The 12,482-nt window shown below is 49.8% G+C and carries 13 protein-coding genes; 9 read left to right on the forward strand and 4 right to left on the reverse strand.

The window, feature by feature from the left end; translation table 11 throughout:
* Positions 1–24: 24 nt before the first annotated feature.
* A complete protein-coding gene (kdsB, locus tag BM091_RS02500; RefSeq protein ID WP_093393220.1) occupies positions 25–768 on the reverse strand; it encodes a 3-deoxy-manno-octulosonate cytidylyltransferase in 744 nt (247 codons plus the stop codon).
* Between the two features lie 28 nt (positions 769–796).
* On the opposite strand from kdsB, the gene glnE reads away from it, so the two are divergent.
* From glnE to BM091_RS02545, 9 genes are read left to right on the forward strand one after another with little or no spacing between them, the layout of a single operon-like run.
* Complete coding sequence (gene glnE / locus BM091_RS02505; RefSeq protein ID WP_093393222.1) at positions 797–3,625, forward strand: bifunctional [glutamate--ammonia ligase]-adenylyl-L-tyrosine phosphorylase/[glutamate--ammonia-ligase] adenylyltransferase; 2,829 nt, start codon at positions 797–799, stop codon at positions 3,623–3,625.
* Between the two features lie 20 nt (positions 3,626–3,645).
* Positions 3,646–4,587, forward strand: coding sequence for a ketopantoate reductase family protein (locus BM091_RS02510; RefSeq protein ID WP_093393223.1), 942 nt, complete (start codon positions 3,646–3,648; stop codon positions 4,585–4,587).
* On the forward strand, positions 4,580–4,828 hold the full coding sequence (locus BM091_RS02515) for a hypothetical protein (protein WP_093393225.1): 249 nt from the start codon (positions 4,580–4,582) through the stop codon (positions 4,826–4,828). Before BM091_RS02510 ends, BM091_RS02515 begins: the two co-directional genes overlap by 8 nt.
* Before the next feature lie 40 nt (positions 4,829–4,868).
* Positions 4,869–5,645 (forward strand): ParA family protein, encoded by a 777-nt coding sequence (locus tag BM091_RS02520; protein WP_093393226.1) that lies wholly within the window; start codon positions 4,869–4,871, stop codon positions 5,643–5,645.
* On the forward strand, positions 5,642–6,547 hold the full coding sequence (locus tag BM091_RS02525; RefSeq protein ID WP_093393228.1) for a ParB/RepB/Spo0J family partition protein: 906 nt from the start codon (positions 5,642–5,644) through the stop codon (positions 6,545–6,547). The genes BM091_RS02520 and BM091_RS02525 overlap by 4 nt, the downstream gene beginning before the upstream one ends.
* Positions 6,548–6,550: 3 nt before the next feature.
* On the forward strand, positions 6,551–6,979 hold the full coding sequence (locus BM091_RS02530) for a DUF3842 family protein (protein WP_093393229.1): 429 nt from the start codon (positions 6,551–6,553) through the stop codon (positions 6,977–6,979).
* The gene (gene cobU / locus BM091_RS02535; protein WP_093393231.1) at positions 6,976–7,515 is read left to right on the forward strand and encodes a bifunctional adenosylcobinamide kinase/adenosylcobinamide-phosphate guanylyltransferase; all 540 of its coding nucleotides are present in this window, start codon (positions 6,976–6,978) and stop codon (positions 7,513–7,515) included. The genes BM091_RS02530 and cobU overlap by 4 nt, the downstream gene beginning before the upstream one ends.
* Entirely contained in the window at positions 7,499–8,257 is a 759-nt protein-coding gene (gene cobS / locus BM091_RS02540) for an adenosylcobinamide-GDP ribazoletransferase (protein ID WP_093393232.1), read from the forward strand. The genes cobU and cobS overlap by 17 nt, the downstream gene beginning before the upstream one ends.
* A 29-nt stretch (positions 8,258–8,286) precedes the next feature.
* Positions 8,287–9,336 (forward strand): biotin--[acetyl-CoA-carboxylase] ligase, encoded by a 1,050-nt coding sequence (locus BM091_RS02545; RefSeq protein WP_093393234.1) that lies wholly within the window; start codon positions 8,287–8,289, stop codon positions 9,334–9,336.
* On the opposite strand, the gene dksA is transcribed toward BM091_RS02545, so the two are convergent.
* From dksA to BM091_RS02560, 3 genes are all read right to left on the reverse strand, one after another.
* The gene (gene dksA, locus BM091_RS02550; protein WP_093393235.1) at positions 9,322–9,684 is read right to left on the reverse strand and encodes an RNA polymerase-binding protein DksA; all 363 of its coding nucleotides are present in this window, start codon (positions 9,682–9,684) and stop codon (positions 9,322–9,324) included. The genes BM091_RS02545 and dksA overlap by 15 nt on opposite strands.
* 5 nt (positions 9,685–9,689) lie before the next feature.
* The gene (gene moaC, locus BM091_RS02555) at positions 9,690–10,217 is read right to left on the reverse strand and encodes a cyclic pyranopterin monophosphate synthase MoaC (RefSeq protein ID WP_093393237.1); all 528 of its coding nucleotides are present in this window, start codon (positions 10,215–10,217) and stop codon (positions 9,690–9,692) included.
* Positions 10,218–10,339: 122 nt separating this feature from the next.
* Entirely contained in the window at positions 10,340–12,448 is a 2,109-nt protein-coding gene (locus tag BM091_RS02560; RefSeq protein ID WP_177193494.1) for a hybrid sensor histidine kinase/response regulator, read from the reverse strand.
* Positions 12,449–12,482: the final 34 nt, after the last annotated feature.

Here is a 12,482-nt window from a genome sequence, read left to right on the forward strand (position 1 = left end):
GGGTCCGATTTAGGTCGGACCCTTTCATTTCTTGTTTTTCAGGTACCTGAGAAATTCTTCAACATCGTCCGGCGTATCTATAGAAATTGTATCCCGTGAAGACGGAAGAATTTTAACGGAATAGCCCCGTTCAAGGGCTCTGAGCTGTTCCAGGCGCTCAAGTTGTTCCAGCTTACCCGGTGGCAACTTCACAAAAGTTTTCAAAAAGCCGTAACGATAACCATAAAACCCCAGATGCTTCCACCAGACCAGATTATCAGACGTGTCGTCTCTGACGTGTGGTATCGGAGCACGGGAAAAGTAAAGAGCTCGCATTTCGTTATCAAAAACAACCTTGACGGTGTTGGGATTCAGGAATTCTTCTTTTGATTTTGATCGATAGGCCAGCGTAATAATGGAGAATTCCGGATACTCCACACAAGCCGTTATCAAATCGTCCACAATCTGCCCGTCAACCGTGGGTTCATCACCCTGTACGTTAATAATGACGTCCTCGTCGCGGCAACCGTACTTCTCGGCCGCTTCGGCTATTCTATCGGTCCCGGACAAGTGTTCGGAACTGGTCAGCACGACAGATGCACCGAAGCTTTCGGCTTCCTCACGAATCCTTTCATCATCCGTGGCTATTATCACATTATCGGCTTTCAGGCTCCGGGAGCATCCCTCGTAAACCCACCTTAATAAGGACTTCCCCGCCAACTTCAAAAGAGGCTTTCCGGGAAGCCTTGTCGAAGAGTACCTTGCCGGTATAAAGACATAAGTTGCCATGAAAACCTCTTAATGTGGAGGAACCTCGATGTCCGAAAAAGCCCAGCTAGATATTACGGATCCTTCCGATCAAAGACAAGCCCTGGAACTGGCCTCCAACTATGCGAAAACCCTCCTTCAGAGATTTCCGGAATACTCTGAATGGTTATGGGATCAGAAATCGATAAGAAGAAGCTTTTCGCTTTTGGATGTTCACAGGGATTTTCAGAAAGAAATCGGTGAAGCTCCTTCTCTGGCCGAGGTAGCCAGAGCTATGAGGCGGGTGAAGCAAAGACATTTCCTGAGACTCGCCCTGAGGGACCTAATCGGTTTGGACGACCTCCAGAGTTCAACGGGTCAGCTATCGGATTTCGCCTGCGCTGCATTTCAAACGGCTTACCAATTTCTCGAAAAATTTCCCCATCTTTGGAACGGGGTTTTGCTTATTGATGAAATAAAATCAGGAAATCTATCCCTTGCGGTAATCGGACTCGGCAAGCTGGGAGCCCACGAACTGAATTTTGTTTCAGATGTGGATATTATGTTCATATACGAGATGGATCCGACCTCATCCAACCGCCTGCTTCACGAAGTCGTCTCAACTCTAACCCGTTTATGCCATGCCTTAGTTCATCTGGTGGACGACATCGTGGAGGGTGATCGGCTGTTCAAAGTAGATCTGCGCTTAAGACCCGGCGGAAAAGACTCGGAACTGGTCGTCCCTCTGCCCTTTGCATTACACCATTACCTTGTGGAAGGTCAGAGCTGGGAAAGATTTGCTCTTATCAAGGCCTCCCCCCTTGCCGGTAACATAAGTCTGGGTAATTACCTGATAAGGGAAGTTCAGCCCTTCATATACCGTCGTTTTCTCGACTTTCAGGCGCTGGACGAGATACGGCGGATGCGAGACAGGATTCTTTCCGAAACACCTCCCACAAAACCCGGGCCGGGTTACGACGTTAAACTCGGCATTGGTGGCATAAGGGAAATAGAATTCATAGTGCAGGCTCTTCAGATCATATACGGGGGGAGAAAACCGGACCTTCGTGAGGCTTCAACCTTAAAGGCCCTTAAGAAACTTGCAAAGGAAGAAATCCTTCCGGAAGATGTGGCTATGAAGCTGAGCGAGGCCTACGAGTTTCTGAGGAGGACGGAACACTGGATTCAGCTTGCGAACAACGTTCAGAGCCACAAGATCCCCAGGTCCGCAACGGCAATGGAAAAGCTGGTTCGTGCCGTTATGAGGGTTCACCCTTCCGAGGAGGTCGGACCCTACATTGAGCAGTTTATAAAACATCTTCACAACCAGACCGACTTCGTTAACAACCAGTTCCGCTCTCTCTTTGGTGAAGAGTTCACACGATACGGGGGTAGAGGCGAAGAAGTGCCGAAAGAGGAGGAAGAAACAGAGGCTTTAAACTCGAGGTGTATTAAGGAAATAATTGAAAAGTGGTCGGCTTCTAAAGAGCTTTCGGAGGAGAAAAAAGCCTTCGTTGCCGTAGTTGCCGACAGGAGCTCAACATTGGTTTGCAAGCTTCCAAATTCCTTTCCCGCTGAAACTGCAGCGGTGAAAATAATCCGCTTCATGGAAGGCGTACTTCGAAGACCGGGTTTGGTAAAGTTTTTTCTTGGAGGAAGCAGAAGACATCAATCCAATCGGACACTTCAAAGAGCTCTGGAGGCGCTGATACGAAGCCCTTTTGCAGCAAACATTCTGATTCATCTTCCCGGCCTTGCCGAAAATCTTAAGGACACCTTTCAGGACTTTGAAGATTGGTCATCTGAGTGCAGTGCCGTAATGGAGTCAACTCCGGCTTTTGAGGAAAAAATCCAGTGGCTCCGGCGTTTTAAAAATGAACGCCTTCTCACGATTGTCCTGCAGGACATCCTGAAGAACCCGGGACCGGAAATAATCGGAACCGAGCTAACCCGTCTTGCCGAATACTTTGTAAATCAGACCTACAGGATTACCTGCGAACGGCTTGGAATTAATCCCGAAGCCTATCCGCTCTGCGTATGTGCACTGGGAAAGCTGGGCAGCAGAGAAATGGGGTACCATTCGGACCTTGACCTCATGTTCGTTTTCTCCGCCGAACTCGCCGATAACGGCAAAGGTCTTGAACAGATACCCGAAGAAACGGTAAAACTGGTGCAAAGATTTGTCAGGCTTCTCTCCATAAATCTTGAAGAAGGACCCGGTTATGAGGTGGATATGCGTCTGCGCCCCTCTGGAAATTACGGACCTCTTGTGGTTACCAGAAGAGCCTGGGATGAATACTATCAGGATCAGGCCGATCCCTGGGAATACGCTTCTCTTGTCAGGTTTCGACCGGTAGCTGGAAACGGTGAGCTTGCCCGCGTTCTTGTGGACAGGGTGACCGAAATCCTTTCGGTTCCAAGAGATCCGGAGAAGGTATGGAGACGGCTTTGCGATCTGCGCAAACGCATGGAAGAGGAACGCCTGGGTGAAACCGGGGACAGGGAGGGAATTCACATCAAGCTTGGTAGCGGCGGCCTCGCCGATATTGAGTTATGGTGTCAGGGAACGGTGGTCGTCTGGAATCGGCCTGGATGGACGCCCGGTACTACCACGGGAGAACTGCTGCCGGGGGTTTTGGATACCTGGAATGTAAATCCTCGGGAAGCGGAAAAGATCGCTGATGCCTTTAGAATTCTCAGGTGGCTGGAATTAAGGACTTCCCTGGTTCATCCGGAAGGACACACAGGCTGGTTAAAGCCCGACGATTGGGAAGCACTGGAAAGCTATGGGTTGCTTCCCTTAAAGGAAGCCGAATTATCGTATGGTGACGTAAAAAGGGCGATGTCACTCATACGGCTATGGTGGAATAGGGTTTGCGACACCAGAAGGCCTTTTTAATTTGAAGAAGGGGGATTGTAATGAATGTTGCCGTAATCGGTAGCGGAGGCATTGGAGGGCTTTACGGAGGAAAGCTCTATCAGGCAGGTGTTCACGTCACCATGGTCTGTCGATCCGACTACGAGGTCATACGAGACAGGGGAATTACCGTTGAAAGCATCTGGGGATCCTTTCACTACCGGCCTCATAAGGTTGTAAGATCTGTTTCAGAGTGCGATCCCATACCTGACTATCTCCTTGTCTGTACCAAGGCCGTCTCCGATGATACGGCGCTGAAATTGCTGGAAGGACTGCCGGAAAAGAGCGACGAGGTAGCGGTGGTGCTACTCCAGAACGGCATTTACATTGAAGAACCCGTCAAAAAATTCAGGCCGGACCTTACCGTCATAGGCGGAATAGCTTTTGTCTGTACCTTTCGCACTCAACCCGGTTACATCTGCCACACCGACTATGGAAGAATAGTGCTGGGAGACTATCCCCAGGGGGTATCGAAAAAAACACGACTTCTTGCCGATACTTTCAAAAAGGCCGGGGTGCCCTGTGAAGTTACTGAAGATATCATAAGGGCCAGATGGGGGAAATTGGTGTGGAATGCTGCCTTTAATCCTCTTTCGGTCCTGGCCGGCGGAAAAGACACGGGGGAGATTGTCTCAGACCCGTATCTACTGAACATTGCCAGATCGGTTATGGAAGAAGTGGTAAGGCTTGCCGATGCCGACGGTCATCCCCTGTCGCCTGCCGTGGTCGACGAAAACCTTGAGGCAACCAGGGCTATGAGCCCCTACAAAACGAGCATGCTTTTGGACTACGAAAAAGGACGGCCTATGGAGTGCGAAGCCATACTGGGAAAAGCCGTTAAGAAGGCCGAAGAACTCGGGGTGGAAACGCCGACGATAAGGACACTTTACAACCTTCTCATGTCCTTCAACAGGAAGCTGGGCGGAAAGAACCGTGATGTTTGAAGCCGTAGAGGTTGAAACTCTCGATTTTTATACGGGTCAGCAGGAGCCCAGAAGGTTTTATTGGAAAAACAGGTGGTGGACTATTGATGACGTCATAGATAGATGGTATGAGGGTTACGCCGACGAAACACGGGTGCCCATGCGGTATTTCAGGGTACGAACCTTAGAAGGCGGAGTTTTCATATTGCGGTATAATCAATTATTTGATCGGTGGGCCCTACTGGTTAAAGAACGGTTGTGAATGTTTCACGTGAAACATTTTTCCGGAGAGAAGCCCCAGGATGGCCGAACAAAAGGCATACGTCGTTGCCGTGGTCAATCAAAAGGGTGGGGTCGGTAAGACCACAACGGCTGTCAACCTTTCGGTCTGCGTCGCCGAAATGGGGCACAGTGTCATCTTGATAGACGGAGACCCCCAGGCCAATGCGTCAAGTGGGCTTGGTGTCAGGCTTTCCTCAGGCAGCCGATCTTTTCTTTCCTTTCTACAGGAAGACGGCGGCCTGCCTCCGCTGGTCCAGCCCATCGAAAAACTACCCTTCTGGTTACTGCCTTCCCACGCAAGCCTTGCATCCTTTGAGTGGTCAAAGCACGACAGTGTTTTTCTTCTCGCCAACCGTATGCCCCTTTTGAAAAGCCGGTGCAGCTACGTATTCATAGACTGTCCGCCTTCCCTGGGAATTCTCACCCTGAACGCCCTTGTTTCGGCAGATGCCGTTATCATACCCATACAGTGTGAATATTACGCCCTTGAAGGGCTTTCACTTTTGCTCGAAACCATTAGAAACGTGAGGTTGCGCTGGAACCCCACCCTCACCGTTGACGGCATAGTCTTCACCATGTTCGACAGGCGCAATCGCCTGGCCCATCAAGTTATCCGCGAAGTCAGGCGGCATTCCCCCTTTCATACCTATGACCCGCCGATACCGAGAAATGTGCGGCTTAGCGAAGCTCCGAGTCATGGCCTGCCCGTAATACTTTACGATCCCTCTTGCGCAGGATCCAGGGCATATCGTAAACTTGCTCAGGCTTTTGTGGAAAAACCCCGGAGCAAAAAATGACGAAAAAGAAAGGACTGGGAAGGTCTTTGAACGATTTAATGTCAACTCCAACGGAATGGATGTTCAGAGACGATCTGAAAATTTTCTTCTGCCCCCTTGATACGCTGGAGCCCAATCCATACCAGCCCAGAATTGCCGTTGAAGACGACGAATCGCTGGAAGAGCTGGCAGTATCCATAAAGGAAAAAGGCCTTCTGCAACCCCTCATAGTAACCCAAGGAAGCACTAAAGGCAGGTATGTCATAATTGCAGGGGAGCGCCGCTGGAGGGCTGCAAGGAAGGCTGGACTGTCAGAAGTTCCCGTTATCCTGAAGGAGGCTTCGTCGGTTGAGGCGGTTGAACTGGCACTTATTGAAAACATCCAGAGGAAGGACCTGACCTGCATCGAAGAAGCCCTTGCTTATAGAAGGCTTCAGGAAGAATTCGGACTGACTCAGGAAGATATCGCAAACCGTGTGGGCAAGAGCCGCTCGGCCGTTGCAAACACCATGAGGCTCCTGGCCCTGCCGGAGGATATCCAGAAAGACGTTCTTGAAGGACGGCTATCTATGGGTCACGCCAGAGCCCTTTTGAGCCTTCCAGACCGGGAGCTGATGCACAGGTTAAGGGATCAGATACTGGCTCAGGGGCTTACCGTCAGAGAAACAGAAAGACGGGCTCATTTGCTCTCCGAAAGATTCCATGATGGTTCCCAAGAAGGGGATAAAAACAGGTCTCTGGAAAACCGGGATTATTTCACTGCCAGAGAACAGTTGATCTCATCGATACTCCGAACAGAAGTAAAGATCCGCAGGTTCAAGAAAAAGTTACAGATAGTCATAGAAGCAGGAGACGAAGAAGAACTCGATCGAATTGTTTCTCAAATTGTTTCTCAAACCGAAAAGCAGGATACGGAGGGATAAGAGGTGATCCGTATAGCCGTCATTGATGGTCAGGGCGGAGGTATCGGCTCGGTTATCATAAAGAAGATCAAAGAGGTTTTCGGGGAGTCCGTAGAGGTATGGGCCCTGGGAACGAACGCAATTGCAACCTCTCAGATGCTCAAAGCCGGCGCAAATCGGGGAGCAACGGGCTCTTCGGCCATTTGTCACTGTGCAGACCGAGTGGACATTATAGTGGGGCCCATTTCCATAGTTATAGCCCATTCCATGATGGGCGAGGTCACGAGTGAGATTGCTTCGGCCATAGGAGCGTCCAGAGCCAGAAAGTTTCTAATCCCCCTTGCCCAAGAGCCGGTACACATAGTAGGCACCATCCGAGAGCCTTTGCCCCATCTGGTGGAAAGTCTGGTTTCTGAATATCTCAAAAACTACATAGAAGAGCAGAGGCCATGAAGCTTTTTCCCGGAGTACATCTGGTAATAGGGGGAGCACGAAGCGGCAAAAGCCTTCACGCAGAAAAGCTGGCCCTGACATTCCCCGCCCCCCGGGTGTATTTGGCAACGAGCCTTGCCCTGGATAGAGAAACGGCCGAGCGGATTGCGGCTCACAGAAAGCGCCGGGGAAGTGAATGGACCACGGTGGAAGAACCTTACAGGCTCGCCGACGCCTTAGAAAGGGCAAAAAGGCTCGGCAACGTCGTACTTGTAGATTGCGTAACCATGTGGCTCACAAATCTTTTACTGTCCGATTCCTTTGATGCACAAAGAGAAGTCGATTTTCTTTGTAATCTTCTGGCGAAGGAGCAGGAGATACCCATAATAGTGGTGTCCAACGAGGTCGGGCTCGGCATAGTTCCCGAAAACGAACTCGCCAGGAGTTTCCGGGATCTTTCGGGAATTACCAATCAGAAGTTAGCCGATCTCGCCAGCACGGTAACCTGGATGGTTGCGGGAATCCCGGTGGTAGTAAAAGATGGTCATCCTGAATGATGCGCTTCTCACCCTGTCATTTTTGACCCGTATTCCCTTACCTGCTCCGGCGGTTTCATCAGCACAGGCCAACCTTTCCCGTACCTTCCCCTACTTTCCCGGTGTGGGCATTTTACTGGGGGCTGTATGTGCCGGGGGTGCAGTCCTTCTCACGAGGTTATTTCCGCCCGAAATTTCGTCTTTTATAATCGTCGCCTTTCTTGCCTGGATTACCCGGGGTCTTCATCTGGACGGTCTGGCCGACTGGGCCGATGCCCTCGGTGGTGGATACACTCGAGAAAAACGCCTGGAAATTCTCAAGGACAGTCGCGTTGGCTCCTTCGGGGTAATGGCCCTGTTCTTTGTCATTATCGGAAAGACAACGGCATTATCCTTTTTGATCGACCGCGGCTGTCTTTTCCCAATTCTCTGCGCACCTCTGTTCAGCCGGTCTTCAATGGTGGCGGTCGCAATTGGAATGCAACCCGCACAGAGAAATACTCAACAGGGATTAGGAGACCTTTTCTTATCAGGTTTTACAAAAAAACATTTCATTCTCTCCCTGCTGTGGTGGATTCCTTTTCTGATCTACCGCCCTCGATTTATCGTCTTCACGGCTTTTCTGGTCTTCCTTGAGGTAATAATTTTAAGACGTAACTTTGCTAAAAATTTCGGGGGGCTAACGGGAGACCTCTTTGGAGCCACCTGCGAACTCGTTGAACTTACGGTTCTTATTGCTGCTACTTTGCGCGGAATGTCCTGACAAACGCTTCTGGCATCAGGAGTAACAATATGTTGACGGAAGACAGGGTAACAATTGACGAAAAGACGGCTCGTCTTTCCAAAATACTGAAGATATTCGGAAAAGCCGGTCAGAAGCCCGTATCGGGAGGGTACCTCGCAAGCCGCTTCGGCGTATCGCGCACGATGATATCCAAGTACATAGGAGAAATCGAAAGCCTGGGTTATAGGTTCGAAAAACGAACGGGGACGGGTTACAGGTTAATACATGAGCCGGACACTCTACACCCTGTTGCAATCCTTTCCCTGCTTGCCACAGAAAATATGGGGCGCTCCTACCATTACTGCTACGAAGTGGGATCCACAAACGATTTAGCCGTTTCTTTAGCGCTTGACGGAGCGCCGGAGGGTACCTGCGTTGTGGCCGAGGCTCAGACAAAGGGTCGCGGAAGACTCGGCCGTTCGTGGCTTTCCGTTCCCGGTAAAGGTATATACATGTCGGTTATATTGCGACCTGATATTCCTCCCCGGCAGGTTCCACAGCTAACTCTGCTTACCGGTATAGTGCTGGCCGCCACACTCAACGTTATGTACGACATAGACGCAAGGGTAAAGTGGCCCAATGATGTCGTCATAAAAGGGAAAAAAGTAGCAGGTATTCTGGCAGAAAGTCAGATTGAACCTCAAAGGGCAAGATTTGTGGTAATCGGCATAGGCATAAACGTTCATCACGGGCAAGAGGATTTTTCCGGTGGCACTTTCAGGTATCCCCCCACTTCGGTAACCCTTGAAGCACCGAAAGACCGAAAAATCACGAGACAGCACATTGTTTCTAATTTCCTGAACAATTTCGAAAAAGCCTATAAAAATTACTTGTCAGAAGGGTGGGAAATATGGAGCGAAAAGCTGAAAGCAATGTCCATGCTACTGGGATGCCAGGTTGTTATTGACACTGGAGAAGAAAAAATTGCGGGGTTTGCCTGCGATTTCTCACCCGAAGGATCGCTTGTAATTCAACTTCCCGACGGAGAAAAAAGAAAGGTACTCGCAGGCGATGTCGTCCACGTCTACCCCGACGAACGGACCCTATTCACCCCTTAGTTTTTCAAGAGCCTCCTGTTTCCTTTTGCATTCTATGCAAAGGGTGGTCACAGGGCGGGCTTTGAGGCGTTCTATGTCTATTTCATCGCCACAGCCTTCACATATACCGTAAGTGCCGTTTTCAATCCTTTCCAGGGCTTCTCTTATTTTTGCTATAAGCTTGCGTTCCCTATCACGAATCCGTAGCAGGAAGTTCCTGTCCGTTTCCAGAGAAGCTCTGTCCGTTGGATCCGGGAAGAAGGTGTTTTCTCCCGTCATCTCCTGCATGGTTTTTTCAGCCTCTTTCAGAAGCTCCTGAAGACGATCTTCCAGCAGCTTTTTGAAGTAATTCAAGGTTTCCTGATCCATAAAAATTACCTCTGCAAATTGGTTTCCCCTTCATCGGAATTGAGCACGAGATTGCCGTCTCGTACGAAGACCCCGCTTTTTCCTCCGGATTTGTAAACAAGTCGTATTTGGTCAATTGTCATGGTTTTGTCAAGAGCCTTGCACATGTCGTAAACGGTAAGGGCCGCAACCGACACCGCCGTCAGGGCTTCCATTTCAACCCCTGTCCTGTCCGTTGTCCTGACGATGGCGGTTATGTGAACGCCGGGAAGTTTGCGGTCCACGGTGAAGTCCAGGGAAACGGCGGTCAACTGTAAGGGGTGGCACAGAGGAATTAAATCCGCCGTTTTCTTTGCAGCCATGATACCGGCAATACGGGCCGTTTCGAAGACATTTCCCTTCGGGACTTTTCCGCACACAACCATATCCAGGAGCTCCGGACTCATCCTGATAGCCCCTTCCGCCCGTGCTTCCCGAACCGTGGGTTCCTTGGATGTTATGTCAACCATCCGAACCCGGCCTTCTTCGTCCAGATGCGTAAACGAAGCAGCCATGGCAATCGCTCCCGACGCTACAAACTTAAACACGATAAGCCGCCCAACCCGGCTTTGAATTAACACGCCTTTTCGGAGAGGGCAACCCGTCAAAGAGAGCCTATCGATCCGGCAGGATAAAATCAACTTATCTCTTTTATGCGCCTTAGAAGCTCGTCCGTTGTGAAGGGCTTTTGAATTATTTGCTTTAATTTTTCGTGGGTCAGCCCGAGTTTTTCCAGATATTGGCCGTTATAACCGGTCATGTATAATACTTTAAGGTCCGGTTTTATCTTCAGGAGAGCTTCGGCCACTTCCCACCCAGAACGGTCAGGCAAAACCACATCAACAATTAGCAAATCGAAAGATGCCGAACCTTCCTGAAAAAGGGTAAGCGCCTGTTCAAAGGAATCGGCGGTTCTCACCGCATATCCTGCACTGCTTAAGGTTGATTGCAGGATCTCCCGGATTGTGGGATCGTCCTCAACGACCAGAATATTCTTCACCTTTTGGTTATTACCGGAGTTATCAAAGTTTTCCTGATCTGCAGCGACAAGGGGGAGATAGATCGTGAAGGTCGTTCCCTTTCCGACGGTCGAGTCCACAGTGATGTGACCACCGCTCTGGTTAACGAAGCCGTAAACCATTGCCAGTCCAAGTCCGGATCCACCCTTTTTGGTAGTAAAATAGGGCTCAAATATGTGTTTCAAAATCTCTTTTTCTATCCCGGAACCATTATCAGAAACGGAAATCCTGGCATAAACTCCCCTTGGAACCGAAAAGTGATGTATTGTCAAGGTCTTATCAATTTTTTCAATACCCGTGGTTACGGTAATCCTGCCACCTGAAGAAATGGCTTCCCGGGCATTTACGATTAAATTCACCACTGACTGCTCCAGATGGAAGGGATCGACACGGCAGAGGATCGGTCGGGAATCCAGTTGCAGTTCAACGGTAATGTCTTCACCCAGAGCGTCGGCTATGCTGCTCACGGCATTTCTGACATTTTCATTGATGTCAACCGTTCGGGGTAAGAAGCGCTGGCGTTTGCTGTAGCCCAGCAATCGTTCAACCAACTTCCCCGCTCGTTGTACGGCTCCGCGAATTTCCTGAAGATACCTCTCGGCATTTTCCCTGTCGTCCAGGCATATGCCCAGAAGATCACACCCTCCGAGAATGACGGTTAATGCATTGTTTAAATCGTGGGCAATCCCCGATACCAGTCTTCCTATTGCTTCCATTTTCTGAATTTGAAAGACATTTTCCCTTAACCTTAACTCTTCCGTAACATCCTTAGCACACTGCACGACGCCAATCAGTTTTCCCTCATCGTCATGAATTCCTGCGGCCACTATGTGAACATAGCGTTCTTCTCTGCCTGCAAAGATCATCCCCCGAGCTTCTACGGCATTCGGGAATTGATCATGCTGCCTGATTCGACCTCTAAATTTTGCTCCTATCTCCTCAGGGCTATGCTCCAGAAGCAAAAGGGCAGGAACGGGAAGTTCTCTTCCTCCAAAAAGGGGTTTCAGGTCAAGCATTTTTCCAATAACTTCGTCTCGTCCGATACCCGTTATCAGTTCGGAAGCTCTGTTCCATATCAGCACCTTACCCGTTGTATCTATCATGAAGGTTGCCACGGGAATACCGTCAATCACCTTTTCCAGAAGTCGGGTTCGCTCACGGATTCGGTTTTCAAGATCGATGCGTTCTGATTCATCGAAAAGCGCACAGAGCACCCTTGGGGTGGATTCGCCGGTAATCGGAGCCAGCATTATTCGGCAGGGCATTTTTCTGCTGACCCCCATCATTGAGACAGTAAGCGATTGATTAAAGCCACCTAGGACACAATCCAGTGCAAGCTCCAATTTTTCGGCTTCCTCAGGATCGATCAGGTCCCTCAATCTCCTTCCATCAAGTTTAAAGCCAAAATCATGACAGGCCCTGGCATTACTCTGACAGATGATTCCTTCTTCGTCGATTAGAAGAAGGGCGATAGGCATGAAATTGAAGAAAGATTGAAAGCGCATCTGGGCTTGAAAGAGTTTGTCCGTGAGCGACCTGTTTTCCCTCCTTTGATCTTCCAGATCCTTCTGAAGGCCCTTCAAAAGGCGGTTCTTGCGCCTGATGGACACAAAACAAAAGCCCAGGGCGAGAAAAAGTAACAAAATGACAAAAAGCGCAAAGGGGGTGACAAGGGGCGGCAGGCGATTCTCCCCGTTCCTAGCAGAAGTATCTGCAAAGGGGTACATAGACCTTTCTCCCGAATAGGCCTGCAAACTTCGG

The organism is Thermodesulforhabdus norvegica (assembly GCF_900114975.1).
Taxonomy (GTDB): domain Bacteria; phylum Desulfobacterota; class Syntrophobacteria; order Syntrophobacterales; family Thermodesulforhabdaceae; genus Thermodesulforhabdus; species Thermodesulforhabdus norvegica.

What these genes read in the sequence shown, in the direction of transcription:
- kdsB (WP_093393220.1), bottom strand. Translation starts at nt 768, where the DNA reads ATGGCAACTTATGTCTTTATACCGGCAAGGTACTCTTCGACAAGGCTT.
- glnE (WP_093393222.1), top strand. Translation starts at nt 797, where the DNA reads ATGTCCGAAAAAGCCCAGCTAGATATTACGGATCCTTCCGATCAAAGA.
- BM091_RS02510 (WP_093393223.1), top strand. Translation starts at nt 3,646, where the DNA reads ATGAATGTTGCCGTAATCGGTAGCGGAGGCATTGGAGGGCTTTACGGA.
- BM091_RS02515 (WP_093393225.1), top strand. Translation starts at nt 4,580, where the DNA reads ATGTTTGAAGCCGTAGAGGTTGAAACTCTCGATTTTTATACGGGTCAG.
- BM091_RS02520 (WP_093393226.1), top strand. Translation starts at nt 4,869, where the DNA reads ATGGCCGAACAAAAGGCATACGTCGTTGCCGTGGTCAATCAAAAGGGT.
- BM091_RS02525 (WP_093393228.1), top strand. Translation starts at nt 5,642, where the DNA reads ATGACGAAAAAGAAAGGACTGGGAAGGTCTTTGAACGATTTAATGTCA.
- cobU (WP_093393231.1), top strand. Translation starts at nt 6,976, where the DNA reads ATGAAGCTTTTTCCCGGAGTACATCTGGTAATAGGGGGAGCACGAAGC.
- cobS (WP_093393232.1), top strand. Translation starts at nt 7,499, where the DNA reads ATGGTCATCCTGAATGATGCGCTTCTCACCCTGTCATTTTTGACCCGT.
- BM091_RS02545 (WP_093393234.1), top strand. Translation starts at nt 8,287, where the DNA reads ATGTTGACGGAAGACAGGGTAACAATTGACGAAAAGACGGCTCGTCTT.
- dksA (WP_093393235.1), bottom strand. Translation starts at nt 9,684, where the DNA reads ATGGATCAGGAAACCTTGAATTACTTCAAAAAGCTGCTGGAAGATCGT.
- moaC (WP_093393237.1), bottom strand. Translation starts at nt 10,217, where the DNA reads ATGGCTGCTTCGTTTACGCATCTGGACGAAGAAGGCCGGGTTCGGATG.
- BM091_RS02560 (WP_177193494.1), bottom strand. Translation starts at nt 12,448, where the DNA reads ATGTACCCCTTTGCAGATACTTCTGCTAGGAACGGGGAGAATCGCCTG.